General features: G+C 64.3%; 13 protein-coding genes. 2 read left to right on the top strand and 11 right to left on the bottom strand.

Annotation, left to right across the window (positions count from 1 at the left end; translation table 11 throughout):
• Window positions 1-6 precede the first annotated feature (6 nt).
• The 6 genes from ACKTT0_RS14490 to ACKTT0_RS14465 all read right to left on the bottom strand — a co-directional run bounded on the left by ACKTT0_RS14490 (window position 7) and on the right by ACKTT0_RS14465 (window position 8,715).
• Entirely contained in the window at window positions 7-1,050 is a 1,044-nt protein-coding gene (locus ACKTT0_RS14490; RefSeq protein ID WP_407850556.1) for a pentapeptide repeat-containing protein, read from the bottom strand.
• Window positions 1,043-3,703: a DUF2169 family type VI secretion system accessory protein gene (locus ACKTT0_RS14485; RefSeq protein WP_407850555.1), complete on the bottom strand. Its 2,661-nt coding sequence runs from the start codon at window positions 3,701-3,703 to the stop codon at window positions 1,043-1,045. Before ACKTT0_RS14485 ends, ACKTT0_RS14490 begins: the two co-directional genes overlap by 8 nt.
• Window positions 3,704-3,707: 4 nt before the next feature.
• Complete coding sequence (locus tag ACKTT0_RS14480) at window positions 3,708-4,727, bottom strand: hypothetical protein (protein ID WP_407850554.1); 1,020 nt, start codon at window positions 4,725-4,727, stop codon at window positions 3,708-3,710.
• 78 nt (window positions 4,728-4,805) lie between these two features.
• Entirely contained in the window at window positions 4,806-5,810 is a 1,005-nt protein-coding gene (locus tag ACKTT0_RS14475; RefSeq protein WP_407850553.1) for a hypothetical protein, read from the bottom strand.
• Window positions 5,811-5,825: 15 nt separating this feature from the next.
• Entirely contained in the window at window positions 5,826-6,806 is a 981-nt protein-coding gene (locus ACKTT0_RS14470; RefSeq protein ID WP_407850552.1) for a hypothetical protein, read from the bottom strand.
• 25 nt (window positions 6,807-6,831) lie between these two features.
• On the bottom strand, window positions 6,832-8,715 hold the full coding sequence (locus ACKTT0_RS14465; RefSeq protein ID WP_407850551.1) for a type VI secretion system Vgr family protein: 1,884 nt from the start codon (window positions 8,713-8,715) through the stop codon (window positions 6,832-6,834).
• 411 nt (window positions 8,716-9,126) lie between these two features.
• On the opposite strand from ACKTT0_RS14465, the gene ACKTT0_RS14460 reads away from it, so the two are divergent.
• Window positions 9,127-9,690 (top strand): PIN domain-containing protein, encoded by a 564-nt coding sequence (locus tag ACKTT0_RS14460; protein ID WP_407852432.1) that lies wholly within the window; start codon window positions 9,127-9,129, stop codon window positions 9,688-9,690.
• Here ACKTT0_RS14460 and ACKTT0_RS14455 read toward each other — a convergent pair.
• From ACKTT0_RS14455 to rpsO, 4 genes are all read right to left on the bottom strand, one after another.
• The gene (locus ACKTT0_RS14455; protein ID WP_407850550.1) at window positions 9,684-10,901 is read right to left on the bottom strand and encodes a threonine ammonia-lyase; all 1,218 of its coding nucleotides are present in this window, start codon (window positions 10,899-10,901) and stop codon (window positions 9,684-9,686) included. The two genes, ACKTT0_RS14460 and ACKTT0_RS14455, sit on opposite strands and share 7 nt — an antisense overlap.
• Before the next feature lie 35 nt (window positions 10,902-10,936).
• Entirely contained in the window at window positions 10,937-11,662 is a 726-nt protein-coding gene (locus ACKTT0_RS14450; RefSeq protein ID WP_407850549.1) for a hypothetical protein, read from the bottom strand.
• 138 nt (window positions 11,663-11,800) lie between these two features.
• Complete coding sequence (gene pnp, locus ACKTT0_RS14445) at window positions 11,801-13,963, bottom strand: polyribonucleotide nucleotidyltransferase (protein WP_407850548.1); 2,163 nt, start codon at window positions 13,961-13,963, stop codon at window positions 11,801-11,803.
• Between the two features lie 90 nt (window positions 13,964-14,053).
• Complete coding sequence (rpsO, locus tag ACKTT0_RS14440) at window positions 14,054-14,323, bottom strand: 30S ribosomal protein S15 (protein WP_407850547.1); 270 nt, start codon at window positions 14,321-14,323, stop codon at window positions 14,054-14,056.
• Window positions 14,324-14,553: 230 nt separating this feature from the next.
• On the opposite strand from rpsO, the gene ACKTT0_RS14435 reads away from it, so the two are divergent.
• Window positions 14,554-15,072: a hypothetical protein gene (locus ACKTT0_RS14435; RefSeq protein WP_407850546.1), complete on the top strand. Its 519-nt coding sequence runs from the start codon at window positions 14,554-14,556 to the stop codon at window positions 15,070-15,072.
• A gap of 27 nt (window positions 15,073-15,099) precedes the next feature.
• Here the strand turns inward: ACKTT0_RS14435 and pssA are convergent, their stop codons facing one another.
• Window positions 15,100-15,873 carry a CDP-diacylglycerol--serine O-phosphatidyltransferase gene (gene pssA / locus ACKTT0_RS14430; protein WP_407850545.1) on the bottom strand — a complete coding sequence of 258 codons (774 nt, stop codon included), beginning with the start codon at window positions 15,871-15,873 and terminating at the stop codon, window positions 15,100-15,102.
• Between the last annotated feature and the right edge of the window lie 304 nt (window positions 15,874-16,177).

Raw genomic sequence — 16,177 nt, 5'->3', positions numbered from 1 at the left:
TCCTAGTCAGGCACTCCAGATTTCCGCGTCGAACAATTCGTCGTCGCGCTCTATTGCCCCCGCCCGGCGCTTGACCGACTCGTCATCGGACACCGCGCGGTGGAAACGTGTTTTCTCCAATGCCACATCGGCGAAATCACAGCGTTGCAATATGGCATAGGATAGATCGGAATAGCGCAGGTCGGCGCGTCTGAAACTGCAGCGCTCCATGACGGCCTTGCCGAAGCTGTTCATATCCAGGCTCGCGTCCGCGAAATTGCTGTCCCGCACACGCGCGCCATTCCACAGCGACTGGCTGAATCGGGCCTGTTCGAAACTGGTATCGCGGATATCGGCATTGATGAACAGGCTGCTTGGCCCCTGCGCACGGTCGAAGCGGCACTTGTCGAGCCTGGCATCCGTGAAATTACACATGGCCATGTCGCAACGGGAGAAATCGACATGCTCCAGCACCCCGTCGTTGAACTGGGCTCCGGAAATGTCCTGGCCCGACAGGTCGTAGCCGGAAAGCGTACAGCCGGAAAACATGGCCTCGCGCAGGATGGCACCCCGCAGGTTCAGGTCGTGCATATCGAGCTCAAAGAAGCAAGCCCTGGACAGGTCCGCATTGCCGAAATCAGCGCCTTCCAGACGGCTCTCCAGGAAATTGGCCTCGGTCAGCACTTGTCCTTGCCAACTCGATGCGCGAGCGTCGCAGTCTATAAGCGCGAGGTCGGCGGCGGAACAACTGCTGAACACCGCGCCGCGCAGCGTGCAGTTCAGGAACTTGACGTCATCCAGCGCGGCGCCCTCGAATGCGGCCGCCTCGAATTCGCAGTGGTCGAACCGGCCGCCGGACAGATCGACCCCGGAAAACCGCGCCCGCGGGAAGCGGCAATGAGAGAAAAAACAGTCTTTCATGTGTGTGCCGACGAAACGCGCGCCGGAAAAATCACCGTCCCGGAAGATCATGCCTTCCAGGAAATCGCCGTCGAAGACCTCCCCCGCCACCCTCGCGCCCAACAGGGTGTCGAGCGAGGCCGCCTTCGCCAGGATGTCTGCTTTATTCATTGCCGTCTCCGTCAGGGGCAACCGGCAGGTTACGCCGCTTAGGCACGGTGCGCGTGCGTTGGATATACGCGCGGTCCACGATGGTGGAAGCGTCCAGCAATGTCTCCGACATATCCGCCCTGAACAGGTTGCAACTCGACAGGTTAGTACCAATAAACCGCGCTTTCTGGAAGTTGCCGCTCATCAGATTACTGCCGGACAGATTGGCCTGGTCAAAGTTGGTGCGCACGAAGAACGATTGTGGCGTCTGCACGCGCTCCATCCGGCAGGCCTCGAGGTTGGCGAGCGAAAAATCGCACTGCTCCAGTGTCGTGTCGATGAAATTGGCGTGCTCGAACCGTACCTCCCGGAACAGACTCTGCACGAAATAGCAATCTGAAAACACCGGCTGGACCAGGACCATGCCTTCTTCGAGAGTCAATTTGGTAGCCCGGCATTTCTGCATTTCCCACCGCACTAGGCGGGTCTCGTCGAAGTCGCAGCTGGTCAGCATGCAGTCGACCAGCAGCACGTCCTCCAACAGCCCACTGTCGATGTCCATTTTTTCCAGCTCGCACCCATTCAGGCGGCAACCGCGTAGAATTCCGCGTGACAGCTGAACGTGGCGTATGGCGCCACCTTCCAGCACGCAGGACTCGAAAGTCATGTCCTCCGCGTCGAAGTCGTCCAGCGTCGCGTCCAGGAACCGGCAATTGCGGAAAGCGGTGGGGGCGCGTACGATCACCTCGCCGATGTAGGTGCCGGCCAGGCTGACGTCGACGAAACTCGCCTCGCTGATATTGGCCTGCTGGATCCTGGCGCCATCCAGGCAGGCGCCCCGGAAATCCGCCCTGGCGAGCACCGTTTCGCGGAACACCGCGCCCGCCAGGTTGCAACCCGACAGATCCGCCCCTTCCAGCCAGGACTCGGAAAAATCGGCGCCCTGCAAGTCCATGCCGGACAAGTCGGCGCCGGTAAGATTCATGCCCGACAGGTTGCGGCCCTTCTCGTAGCGCGCCAATATGCGCCTGCGCAAGGCGACGGCGCGGTGTTCGTCCATCCGGGGCACGCCGTCCTGGAACTGCACGGAGTACAGGTACATCTTGTTGAGCGAGCGACGCACAAAGCCATAGGCATCGCCCAGTGTCGAACTCTGGGGAACACCCATGCCCCCCGAGCCCTCAAGCACCTCACGCATGGTACGGCGGGTTTCGGCCGCCTTCATGTCAAGACCTTTCACCATTGAATCCGGCGGGCCGCTATGCGGGATGTGCGGCCGGCCGACTTCCCGGCTGATGTCCGCCCTTTCGTAGATACTGCGCCTGAGCTTGCGCTCGAACTCGGATTCTCCGGGATCGGCGACCGCGGGCGGCTTGCCCGCCAGCACGTTCTGGCGTTCCCGCTCGTGCTCAGCCAGCAGCTCTTCAAGCTCTTTGTCGCTGCGCTCGATCAGCTTGGAGACGTCGGCCAAGTATATCGGCTTGACCGGTCCCACGAACGTGCCGGATGCCGCGTCCGGCCCTCCCTCCATATACCTGTTCAGCTTGGACAGCATCGCATGCTCGTCCAGCGGCTGTTTTTCGAACCACGGGCCCAGCATGTCGGCGGGCATGAGATCTTCGTCACGCAGGGCGAGGAACGCCGCTTTTTCATGGTCGCAGCGGGCACGGAATGTATGCAGGTAGTGCGCCTCGTCCCGGGGCGCGTCAATGCGCTCCAGCGCCACCATCAAGGCCGTGACGTCATAGGCGTCGTCTTCGTCTATGGGAATATGGCCATGGAACAACAACACATAGCTGCGGCGATGCGGCAGGAACCACACTGTGGTGGCGCGCATGGCAACTTCGTCCAGCTCACCCTTGTGGCCTCGCCGCTCGATAAAGGCTCGTGCCTTGAGAGGCGGCAGGACACCCGACCAGCAGTCGAGCTCGGGATGCATGTTCCAGATCTCGAAGGACTCATCCATGCGCAGCGCGTCGCGGTCCGTCCATACCTGGTCGGGGGACGCGGCATTGAAGAGGGACGGCTGCATGTCATCGAAAAACCCGGTGCCGACCGTCTCTATCCACTTCTGATCGCACGTCCCCATCTTGGCCATCCGGCTCGGCCAGTCAATGCGCACTTGCCCGAAATTGCAGGGCGGCACCCGCTGCCCGCGATCACGGATCCGCTCGGCCGGCCATTCCAGGTTGGGCAGGCGGATGGCGCGCAGCCCGGGTTCTACCTCGACTTCCGCCAGGCCGGTACCCAGCGGGTTGTCCGGATGGTCCGGTCCGCCGAAGGAATTGCTCCAGGTCAGCGGCATCTGGTCGAACGGCGCCGGTTCGGACGCGATGTTGCCGATCCAGTACCTGTCGCCCAATACCAGCCCGTCCTTGCGCTTGTCGTCGACGCGTACACTGACGATGCAGGAGGTCTTTTCTTCCTGGTGATGCGTGTACGCTTGGCCGCTCACCAGGTATTCCGGATTGGGTTTGGGCATGACGAAGTCCAGTACTTCGTCGGCGTCGAGTTCAGGAAGCACCTCGTGCACGAGTGTGTGCTCGGGCAGCAATTGATGCTTCCCGTCCTTATCCTCGACCAGGGCCGCCACAGCCACGGCCAGATGTATTTCATTGCGCCAGCGATAAGGCCTGGGCAGAGCCATCAGGCGCAGTGGTTTGACCGTCTTCATCAAGCTATCCGAATTTGAGCTTCGAGCGTGCGTTCCAGACCGCGACAAGCGCTTGCTTTATCTTCTTTCTGGCCCGCTCTCTCTCGTCATCGGTCACCTCGGTTCCCAGTATCGATACGTATACATCCCCGCCGAAGGCTATCTCTTTGAGCGGCGCGATGGACGACAGCTTCGCCCAGGTCACCGTGGTGGAAAGCGCGGCGCCGCTCGCGCTGCCCCAGACCATCGTCAGGGGATGCAGCGCATACATCTCGTAGCCGCCTTTATAGATACCAAAGGAATGATCCGTAATGCTTTCGTCGTGATCGGCCGTGGCGGTATAGTGCGCGCAATTGACCGTCAGCGTGCCGGCCGTATTCTGGATGAAGCTGTTGTCGACCTCCCAGCGAGACAGATTGGTCACATGCTTCGTTTCCGTGCCCAGGTAGGTCTCGGTGACCATTCCCTGGACCATGGCCTTGAAATAGCCGAATATCTCCAGGCCCGACGGGCTCGGGTTATCGGCGACCGCGATCGACACTGCCGCGGCAGTGCCCGCCAGTGCCGCGTCGCGCGGCGACATGCCCGCCGCCAGCGCCTCCCGGGTCTTGGCCTGGGCTATGCTGCTGTCCGCGCCGGCTGCGGCCGCCTCCTCGCCGGCAATGGCGACGGCCCGCGCGGCTTTTTCGTCGGCAGGCAACGAAGCATCCAGTGCCTCGACCCGCGCGGCGGCCGAATTGGCGGCGACCCGCGGATCCGCCACCGCATTGCCCACCAGGTCCTGGGCCAGTTGCTGCAAATCCACGCCCTGCTTGACGACATTGCCGTTGGCATCCCGGATGGTCGGATTATTGGTGGCGATCTGGTTGGCGGCCTCGCCCGCCGCCGAGGCAGTCATGCGGTCCACCCCGGCGTCCAGCAGGACATCCACGATATGGCCCCGGATATTGCCTTCATCGAGCGCAAGCTTGCTGACCTGGGCAATGGCATCGGCCGCGTTAGACCCGGGAATCGGGGTAAAACCGATGGTGGGAGGCTCAGACATGATTTATCGATCTACACAACAGTATGGTGATGGCACACCCGCCGGCCACCGATTGAAATCCGCAAGGCAGGGCGGTCATCAATTGATCCGGTGTGTCTTCGAGCTGAACTTCTGCTTCAGGAAGTCGCGCACCTGCAGTGGCGTGCGCCGGATATCGTTGGCGGACCCGCCGTTTTTCCACAGCATCAGGTCGGAATCCAGACCGGCCAGGTAGACACGCCCGCCGCTGATGGAGGCTGTCGCGCCCGATACCGTCTTGGTCAGCGTGCCCCACTTGTGCCGCCACCAGAATCCCGACAGGGTCGATGTGGCCGTTGAAAAATACTGGCTCTCATAACGGCCGATGGCATGACCGGAATGAGTGCGAACATCCTCCCCCGTGCTGGACGTCTTGATGGTGTCGCAATCGACAATGAAGTCGTTGCTTCCCAGGTTATAGGTGGTGCTGACGAAATGCGTGTGAATGGCACTGCCCTTGATCTTGACGTGCTCTTCATTCAAGAAGACGTAGTCGGTGTTGCCATGCACCAGCATCGTCAGGTAGCCGTAGATCGAAAATGAACCGGCCTGGGGCGTGGCTTGCGCAAGCACCATGGCCACCGCCTGGGCGGCCGCCATCTCGGGACTGACGCCCTGGTCCAGGTATTCCTGGAACTTGGTGTCGAACAACGACGAAGAAGTGGTGTCCGCGGCGCCGGCATCGGCAAGCGCCTCCTGCGCCTGGGCGCGGGCGATGCCCACCTTGTCGACTTTGCCCCCCCCTTCCGCGGCCTTCTCCCAGGCCTGGCGGGTGTTCTGCACGACGGACTGGCCGACCCGGGCGGGGTCGGCCAGCGTCACGCCGACCAATTGCTCGGCCAGCGCCCGCTGCTGGCCGGGGCTGCGGCCGGCCAGTTCCCTGGCGGTGGCGGCCGACGCCGCCGCGGTGACCGGATCCCCGCCATGCGCCACGATGCGGTCTTTCACCATGGCTTCGAGCTCGACTGGCGTCGGATCGGGATGATCCGCGAAATACTGGCCCACTTCGCTCACGGCCCGCGCCGCCGTGGAGCCAGGACGGACATACGGAATGCCTTCACTCATGGTCTGTCTCCCGCTCTACAGCACGAGCATGATGGCCACGGCCTTGATCAAGTGGCTGTTGAACTTCCTCATGCTTTTCTTCTTGATGGTGTCGTACGTGATACCTTTCATCCCGACACGTCCAAACCCCCAAGTATCCATCCGCAGCGCGGCGCCCACGCGGATGGTGCCGTAGCTGGCGTTGACCGCGTTCACGTCGATCCCGGCCCCGGTCAGGGTCAGGTCCCATAGCGGCATGGTGGTGAAAGTCGTCGTTCCGAAGGAATTCGCGTACTGCGAGCGCGCCGAGCGCTTATGGTTGTGGACGATATTGGTTTCCGTCTCCGAGGCGACGATGGCGATCGAATCCGCCGTCAGCTTGACGTCCTTGGCGGTGAGATGAAAATTGCCGGTATGGTTGTACTCGACCTTCTGCATCGTCGTCTTGATCTGGCTGCTCTTGAAATCCAGAGTGACGTTGTCGTGCACGATCGCGCGCAAATTCTCGTGGATGTCGATGCCAGCCGGCATCAGGGTACCCTGCTGCGTGGCGTTGATGATGGCGGCCTGCGCCTGGGCGGCCAGGTCGTCGTCCATGCCCGCGTCCTTGAACGCGGTCGTAGCCTCGGACAGCACTTCCCGCTGCTCGGAGGTCATCTTGGCATCGCCGTGGTTTTTCAGGTATTCGTCGACCTCGCCGCTGCCGGGTATGCCATCGTCTCCGGGCAGATAGCCACGCAGTTCGTCGCCATTGGCTTGCAGGCCGGGGCGCTGACTTACGCCTTTCTGGTATGTCTGGGTGGCCGCGGATACCGCCGCGGCATCCGGAGCCATGCCGTTCTCGAGTTGCTGGCGGGCCAGCTCCATGGCTTCTTGCTGCAGGGCGGGATTGTCGCCGGCACCAGTCTTGGCGTGACGCAACACGATTTCCTCGACCGCCTCGGGCGGCGCATTGTCGCCCAGGTTGTTCAACTCGCCATTGACGGCATTGAGGATGTCCTCGGCCAGATTCGTCATTACAGTGCCCCCTGAATGTTGGCCGTCAGCCCACGTTGCCGAAAATCGTCTTCTTGAAATCACCCACCTGCACCGAACCATAGGCGCCCAGCAGGAAATGCCCCACCGCGCCGAGGTTGGTCAGGGTCTGCACCCCGGTCTGCGTGTCGATCAGGATGCCGGTGGTCGATTTGGTGACATCGCCGGTGGTCGTCTCCAGCACGGTGCCTTTAGTATCGGCGGAATAGGCCTTGCGATTGACGGTGGTGGGCCCATTGAGCGTGACGTTGGTTTCCTCACAGATCTCCACCGTCAGGGTCTTCGCCTTGATGCTGTAGTGCTCGCCGACATCGACGGTATAGTTGCAACCGACCGAGTGGCTATGGTCATTCACCACCTCATCACACATATCCTTCTGCGCGCGCATGTGCACCAGTTCGCAGCCCAGCGCGTCCTCGAAGATCATCTTGTTGCACATCGACGGGTCGCCGTACACCGATTGGCTGCGGAACCCGCTCTGGGTGGCGCTGCCCGGCAACTCCACCGGCGGCATGTTGTTGGCGTTGTAGACGCGGCCCAGCACCACGGGGCGGTCCGGGCAGCCGCCGATGAAGTCGACCACGACTTCGTCGTTGATGCGCGGCAGTTGCAGGCCGCCGAAGCCGCCGCCGGCCCAGGGGCTGGACACGCGCACCCAGCATGAGCTGCTTTCGTTCTTCTGGCCGTAGCGGTCCCAGTGGAACTGGATCTTGATGCGGCCGTATTTGTCGGTCCAGATTTCCTTGCCGGCGGGCCCCACCACGCGGGCCGTCTGCGGGCCGTGCGTGCGCGGAATCGGCGTGACGCGCGGGGCGCGGTACTGGATGCTCGACGGCAGCGCCGAGAAGGACTCTTCGTAGAACTCCTCCGAGCCGCTGCCGGTGGCATAGCCGCCCACGCTCATGCGATAGTTCACCGACACGACCAGGTATTCGCGGTTCTCGGCCTTGCGCGGATGGTTGCGCAGGGTGAACAGGTGCCCCGGCGCCAGGCCGCGGGCGTTGCTCAGGCCCAGGTCCTGTTCCTGGATGCTCTGCAATTCTTCCAGCCGCACCCGCGCGTAATGTTCGCCGTGCTGCGCTTCCTGGAAGCCGCCCTGCCATTCGAACATTTCCAGGTTGCCCGGCTCGGAACCGCCGGGCCGCTTGGAAACCGCGTCCAGGCTCGCGCCCGGCTTGGTGAAGTCGTAGTCGACCGTGGCATAGCCGTCGGGCGTGATCTGCGCCGAGATCTCCCACATCGACACGTATTCTTCTTGCGGGGTGGAAACGCGGTCGGGCCCGTAATAGGGAATGGACTCATACCCCGGCACCGGCGAATGCAAGGCGATGTCGTCGGTCATGACCAGCGTGTGCTGGCCCTTGTCGTGCTTGAAGTAATAGTAGATGCCCTCGTGCTCCATCAGGCGGCTGATGAAGGCGAAATCGGTTTCCTGGTACTGGACGCAGTATTCCCATGAGCGATAGCTGCCGGTGAGCTTCGTCTCGAAGGGGTAGCCGTATTCCCCCAGCACTTCCTTGATGATGTCCGGTATGGACTTCTGCTGGAAGATCTTGTTGTCGGAGGTCTGGGTCAGGTACCACAGCCACGGCTTGACCGTGGCCTTGTAGATATAGTTGCGCGACGTGCCGCTTTCGCGCCCCACCATGACGCAGCGCACGATCAGCCCGCTGAGGTAGCGCGTGGCGGACGTGGTGGCGATTTCCAGCGTAAGCGGCTTGCCCAGCAGTTGCTTCAAGTCAAGGTTGAAGTTGTCCGCCAGCAATTCGACTTCGAATTCAAACAATTGCGACAAGCCTTCGTGGCCGGTCATCTGCTTGAACGTCAGGCTGTTTCCCAGGGGAGTATGCGCAATGATGGGACGAGACTGAATGAAGCTTGGAATATCCACGGATACTCTCCCGAAACGATCTTCTTACGGTGATTGCAGAGGCGCTACCTGCTTTTCATGCGGTTGTCATACGGCCTGGATACACTGCCCCGATTAGGGATTACCCGAGCAAGCTACTTCAACGAAAAAACCGCCTCAAGGCGGTTTTCCCTAATAGATGCAACAAATCTATAACTGTCGATAACAGCAGATAGCTCGCGGCGATTCGCGGCCTATTGCTGCACAACATCCGGCAGTTTGGCCGTCCGGGCAGCGTGCCGGCCCTGGCAATTTCTTGTTACCAGAAACCGGGGCCAGCTTCCTGCTACAGTGTGGGCCGTCTGTAGCCCTGCCGGCTCGCCGTGCGCCGCCGCCGTGTCCGCCCTGAATTCCGATACTTCCCCATTTGTCGTCCTGGACGCCTGCGTGCTGATGTCCGGCATTGTGCGGCGCCTCATGCTGCGCCTGGCCGCCGCCGGCCTGTACGCGCCGGTCTGGAGCGAGCGCATCGGCGAGGAATGGCGCCGCAACGCGGCGCGCCTGTGGGCGATTCCCGCGGACGTGCTGGCGGCGCAGTGGGCCGAGATGAACGAGTGTTTTCCGCTGGCCGGCGAGTCCGACACCGGGGCCTACGAGGCGGTGCTGCGCTACAGCGACCCCAAGGATTTCCACGTGATCGCCGCCGGCCTGGCGCGCCGCGCCCGGTGCGGGTTGCAACGGCCGCCGACGGTCATCGTGGCGACCTGGAACCTGAAGGATTTCAACCGCTCGGAGCTGCGCCGCCAGGGCCTGGATGCCTGCACGCCGGACCGGCTGCTGGCGGCATGGTGGGAGGCCGACGCAACGCGCCTGCACGCGGCCGTGGACGCGGTGCTGGACGACCACGCGGCGCTGGGACGCGCGCCCGAGCCGCTGGCGGCGATCCTGCACCGCGAGCGGCTCTACCGCCTGAAGGCGCTGGTGGCGCGCGACCAGGAGCGCTGGCGGGCTCAGTGATCGTGGTTGCTGGCCGCGAAGCCGGCCGCGTTGAGCGCGTCGATGACTTCCTGGATGTGTTCCGGGCCGCGCGTCTGCAAGACGAAGTCGACTTCGACGTTGCGCACGGGCAAGGCGGTGAAGGCGCGCTGGTGGTGCACTTCGGTGATATTGGCCTGCGCGTCGGCGATCAGCTTGGTGGCATGGGCCAGCGCGCCGGGCAGGTCGCGCAGGTCGACGCGGATGCGCGCCAGCCGGCCGGCACGCACCATGCCGCGCTCGATCAGCTCGCCCAGCATCAGCGGGTCGATGTTGCCGCCGGTGAGCACCAGGGCGACGCGCTTGCCCTGGAAGCGGCCACCGCCCGCCGCCTGCTCGCGCAGCAGGGCCGCCAGGCCGGCGGCCCCGGCGCCTTCGACCACGGTTTTCTCGATTTCCAGCAGCACCACGATGGCGTGCTCGATGTCGCTTTCGCTGACCAGCTCGATGCGATCGACCTGGCGGCGCACGATGTCCTGCGTGATGACGCCGGGCGACTTCACGGCGATGCCCTCGGCGATGGTGTAGTGCCCGGCGGCCATGTCCCGCCCGTTGATGGCGGCGTACATCGCCGGAAAACGCTCGGTCTGCACGCCGACGATCTCGATGCCGGGCTTGATCGCGCGCGCCGCCGTGGCGATGCCGCTGATCAGGCCGCCGCCGCCGATGGCGATGACCATGGCGTCGAGGCCGGGCTGGTCTTCCAGCATTTCCAGCGCCACGGTGCCCTGCCCGGCGATCACTGCCGGGTCGTCATAGGGATGGATCATGACCAGGCCGCGCTCGCGCGCCAGGTCGTAGCCATGGACCTGGGCGTCGTCGAAGGTATCGCCGTGCAGCACGACTTGGGCGCCGAAGCGGCGCGTGTTGGCGACCTTGACGGTGGGCGTGAAGCGCGGCATGACGATGACCGCCGGCACGCCCATCCGCTGCGCATGGTAGGCCACCCCCTGGGCATGGTTGCCGGCCGACACGGCGATGACGCCCTGGGCGCGCTCCTGGGGCGCCAGCGCCAGCATGCGGTTGAGCGCCCCGCGCTCCTTGAAAGAGGCGGTGAACTGCAGGTTCTCGAACTTGAGCCAGATCTCGGCACCGAGGATGTCGGACAGCGTGCGCGAATGCGTGAACGGGGTTTTCAGCACCTGGCCCTGCAGGCGGGCGCGGGCGGCTTGGATGGCGGCGAGATCGATCACTGTCAGGTCCTGTAGAGCGTGGCGCCGGCCGTCCCCTACCGCACCGGCAGGAAATTGAAGAACAGCAGGCCTTGCGCATAGTTGATGCCGACGCGCCGGGCATTTTCGCCCAGCAGGTTGGCGATCAGGTCCAGCCGGCCGATGATGGCGCCGAATTCGCGTTCGAAGCTCAGGTTGGTGGCCAGGTCGGACATTTCGTTGGCCAGCAGCAGGGGCGCTCCGCGCGCGTCGCGGCGCGAGGCCAGCAGCCACGCGGCCGCTTCGACATTGCGGGCGGCATTGTAGATGCGTTGGCCGTCCAGCACATCGGACAAGTACATGCGCGTCTTGTCATTATGAGCCGCGATTATCGTATCGGCCAAGCCGTAGATGAAGGCGGCGACACGGTCGCCCCGGTAGGCCGGGTCGAGCGAGACGGCCAGGATCTGGATGTCGCGCAGGCCGCTCAGGCCGGGCGGCGGCGTGCGGTTCTCGATCATGCGGCGCACCCGGGCCACCGCCGCCGGCTGGTCGGACACGTCGATCTTGCGCCATTCGCGCGGGTTGCGGCGATAGAGTTTGTCCAGCAGCACGTACAGGCTGTCGAGGTTGTCGCGGATCTCGAGCGTGACAGTGCGATTGAAGTCCGTCTGGGCGAACTGGTCCATCGACATGTCTTCGCTTTGCGGCCCGTGCGCGGCGGGCTGGCTGGGAATGCAGCCGCCAGCAGCCAGCAGGCCGCAGCCCGCCACCAGCCAGGCGGCCAGCCGTATGGTCGTCATGCCGTGTCGAATCCTGTGCCGGTCAATGCGTCCTCCTTCGTGGCCGCCACCGGCCCGTTCGCGCGTGCCCAGAATTTACCGTAGATCGCAACAAAAACGGCACCTCGCGGTGCCGTTTCTGCTCAAGAAAAGCAAACCTTATTCGGCCTGCGGCTCCGATTGCGGCGCGGGCTGCTCGCCGGCAGCCGGCTGCTGCTGCTCGATGCCGCCGATGGCCTTGATGGACAGGCGCAGGCGGCCCTTGTCGTCGGCCTCGATGACCTTGACGCGGACTTGCTGGCCGACCTTCAGCACATCGTTGATGTTGGCGATGCGGTAGTTGGCGATTTCCGAGATGTGCAGCAGGCCGTCGCGACCCGGCAGCACTTGCACGATGGCGCCGAAATCCAGCAGGCGCAGCACCGAGCCGTCGTACACCTGCCCCACTTCGACGTCGGCGGTGAGCTCGACGATGCGGCGCTGGGCTTCCTTGGCCTGGGCCTCGTCGACGCTGGCGATGACGATGGTGCCGTCGTCGGAGATGTCGATCTGGGTGCCGGTTTCCTCGGTCAGGGCGCGGATGGTGGCGCCGCCCTTGCCGATGACGTCGCGGATCTTCTCGGGGTTGATCTTGATGGTCAGCATGCGCGGCGCGAAAGCCGACAGCTCGGTGCGCGAGCCGTCCAGGGCCTCGCGCATCTTGCCCAGGATGTGCAGGCGGCCTTCGCGGGCCTGGGCCAGCGCCACTTGCATGATTTCCTTGGTGATGCCCTGGATCTTGATGTCCATCTGCAGCGCGGTGATACCGTTCTCGGTGCCCGCGACCTTGAAGTCCATGTCGCCGAGGTGGTCCTCGTCGCCCAGGATGTCGGTCAGCACGGCGAACTTGCCGCTGTCGAGAATGAGGCCCATGGCCACGCCGGCCACGTGATCCTTGATGGGCACGCCGGCGTCCATCATGGCCAGCGAACCGCCGCAGACCGAGGCCATGGACGAGGAACCGTTGGATTCGGTGATCTCGGACACCAGGCGAATGGTGTACTGGAAGTCGTCGTGCTCGGGCAGCAGGGACACCAGGGCGCGCTTGGCCAGGCGGCCGTGGCCGATTTCGCGGCGCTTGGGCACGCCGATGCGGCCGGTTTCGCCGGTGGCGAACGGGGGCATGTTGTAGTGCAACATGAAGCGGTCGCGGTACTCGCCCATGAGCGCGTCGATGATCTGCTCGTCCTGCTTGGTGCCCAGCGTGGCCACGACCAGGGCCTGGGTTTCGCCGCGGGTGAACAGCGCGCTGCCGTGCGCGCGGGGCAGCACGCCCAGGCGGATGCTGATGGGACGCACCGTGCGGGTGTCGCGGCCATCGATGCGGGGCTCGCCGTTGAGGATCTGGCCGCGCACGATGCGGGCCTCGAGGTCGAACAGGATGTTGTCGACCTCGACCGCGTCCGGGGCCTCCTGGCCGGCGGCGGCGGCTTGCTCGGCCAGCTTGGCGTGCACCTCGGCGTAGACTTCGCGCAGCTTGGCGGTGCGCGCCTGCTTCTGGCGCAGCTGGTAGGCGGCGCCCAGGCCTTCCTGGGCGGCGGCCGTCACGGCGGCGATCAGGGCCTCGTTCTTGGGAGCGGGCTGCCAATCCCATTCGGGCTTGCCGGCCTCGCGCACCAATTCGTGGATGGCGTTGATGGCGGCCTGCATTTGCTCGTGGCCGTACACCACGCCGCCCAGCATGACGTCTTCGGACAGCTGCTGGGCTTCGGATTCGACCATCAGCACGGCGTTCTCGGTGCCGGCGACGACCAGGTTCATCTGCGAGGACTGCAGTTGCGAGGCCAGCGGGTTCAGCACGTACTGGCCGTCGATGTAGCCCACGCGGGCGGCGCCGATGGGGCCGTTGAACGGGATGCCCGAGATAGCCAGCGCGGCCGAGGCGCCGATCATGGCGGGAATGTCGGGATCGATTTCAGGATTGACCGAGACGGTGTGCAGGACCACCTGCACCTCGTTGTAGAAGCCTTCGGGGAACAGCGGGCGCAGCGGGCGGTCGATCAGGCGCGAGGTCAGGGTTTCTTTTTCGGACGGCTTGCCTTCACGCTTGAAGAACCCGCCGGGGATGCGGCCCGCGGCGTAGGTCTTTTCGATGTAGTCGACGGTCAGGGGGAAGAAGGTCTGGCCGGGCTTGGCGTTCTTGGCGGCCACGACGGTGGCCAGCACGACGGTATCGTCCACCGAGACGAGCACCGCGCCGGATGCCTGGCGGGCGATCTCGCCCGTTTCCAGCACGACCGTATGCTGGCCGTATTGGAACGATTTGGTCACTTTATTGAACATGACGAGGATTCCTTACAAATGAAAAACCGTGGCCGCCGCGACGAGCGTCGCACCGGCCACGGTTGCATCATGGGGAGCCAGCCCCGTCGATCACTTGCGCAGACCGAGTTTTTCGATCAGTGCGCGGTACGAATCGGGATTGCGGCCCTTGAGATAGTCGAGCAGCTTGCGGCGACGGCTGACCATGCGCAGCAGACCGCGGCGCGAGTGGTGGTCCTTCATGTGGGTCTTGAAGTGACCGGTCAGTTCGTTGATGCGGGCGGTGAGCAGAGCCACCTGGACTTCGGGGGAGCCGGTATCGCCCTGGGCGCGTTGGAACTGCGAGACGATGTCGGCTTTATTGATGTCAGCTACGGACATGGAATGACCTCTACGGACTTGCGGCAGGGCCGAGGCGCCCAGCCGTGGGTTCAAAAAACGGCAAAAAACCGTACATGCATGATACTAATTTGCCCGGCCACGCAAGATAGCCGGGCAAATCAGACCGAGATTATAGCCGATTCGCTAGAATTGCCGCATGGGGCCGTGCCCCCTGCGCCTGGTGCCCCGTCGGCCGGGCCGGCACGGCGCCGTTGCCAAGGAGAGCCGGCATGTTCTGTAACATTTCACGCGTGGCCACCCGCGCCGGAACCCTGGCCGCCGCGGCCTTCCTGGCGGGCTGCGCCAACCCGACCCAGGTGCCTCCCGGCGCTTCCCTGGGGGACGCAGCGGCCCGGATCGGCCGGCCGAATTTCAGTTGCGAACTGCCCGGCGGCGGGCAGCGCGTCATCTGGACCCAGCAGCCCTACGGCCAATTCGCCTGGGGCGCCAACGTGGGCGCCGACGGCCGCATCGACCAGGTGGTGCCGGTGCTGACCGACGCCCATTTCCGGCGCCTGGCCAGCGGCACCTGGACGGCTGACCAAGTGCGCTGCGAATTCGGCCCGCCGGCCGATATCTCGCAAGTCGGGCTGCCCGATGTGCGCCAGGTGGTGTGGTCCTACCGCTACAAGCAGTCGGGGGTATGGAATTCGCTGATGTACGTGTACATGGGCCGCGACGGCGACCGCGTGACGCGCTTCCACCCCGGCCCGGACCCGATGTACGACGAGGACTGGCGCTGGTGGTAGGCGCGGGCGCCGGCCGGGCCGGCGGCGCTATTCGGTGTGCGAGCGGCGTTCCTGCTGCAGGCGGCGGGCGCGGTTCCAGCGCCACGCCATGATCACCCAGCCGGACAGGCCATACAGCACGAACAGGCCGAACAGCACCACCGGCGGGTCGCTGGAAACGAACACGAACACCGCCACCACCAGCAAGATGCCCCAGAACGGCACGCTGCGCCCCAGGGCGAAGCTCTTGCCGCTGAAGAACGACGCGTTCGACACCATGGTCACGCCGGCGTACATGGTCAGGCAGAACGCCACCCAGGCCATCACGTTGTCGTGGATGGGCAGCTTGTTGTCGATGGCCAGCCAGACGAAACCGGCCACCAGCGCGGCCGCGGCCGGGCTGGGCAGGCCCTGGAAATAACGCTTGTCGACCACGCCGATATTGGTGTTGAAGCGCGCCAGCCGCAAGGCCGCCCCCGCGACGTAGACGAACGCGGCCAGCCACCCCCAGCGCCCCAGGTCGTTGAGGATCCATTCATAGATGACCAGCGCCGGCGCCACGCCGAACGAAGTCATGTCGGAGAGCGAATCGTATTGCTCGCCGAATGCCGATTGGGTATTGGTCAGGCGCGCCACCCGGCCGTCCATGCCGTCGAGCACCAGCGCCACGAAGATGGCGATCGCGGCGGTCTCGAAGCGGTCGTTCATGGCCTGCACCACGGCATAGAAGCCGGCGAACAAAGCCGCGGTGGTGAAGGCATTGGGCAGCAGGTAGATGCTGCGGTGGCGATTTTCGGGATCGCGCATGGAGAAATTGGGCATAGTGACTGGCAATTGCGGCGTATACCTGAAAGGTTAACCCATCCCGGGCCGCTTGCTGGCGCGGGAACGCCCATTTTTTGCCGGCGGGACGGCCCGGCGCCAGGCCGAGTGCCTGCCGGCCAAGGCAAAAAAAAGGCATCCCGCCAGGGATGCCGCAGGGACTGCGGGCGCCCGCCGCATGGGCCGGCGCCCGCGTCAGGACAATCGGTGCCCGACACGGGCATATCGCGCGGAACACGCCGGTGTCAGGCACCCTGCGGGAGCCTGACAGCCGACACGAACCGATACGTCCTCACGCAGGTGT

Origin of the sequence: Bordetella saccharivorans, assembly GCF_045862855.1 — a bacterium.
Taxonomy (GTDB): domain Bacteria; phylum Pseudomonadota; class Gammaproteobacteria; order Burkholderiales; family Burkholderiaceae_B; genus Bordetella_A; species Bordetella_A petrii_F.
Note: the sequence above shows the minus strand (reverse complement) of the source record. Positions and strands in the feature narration are given on the sequence as shown.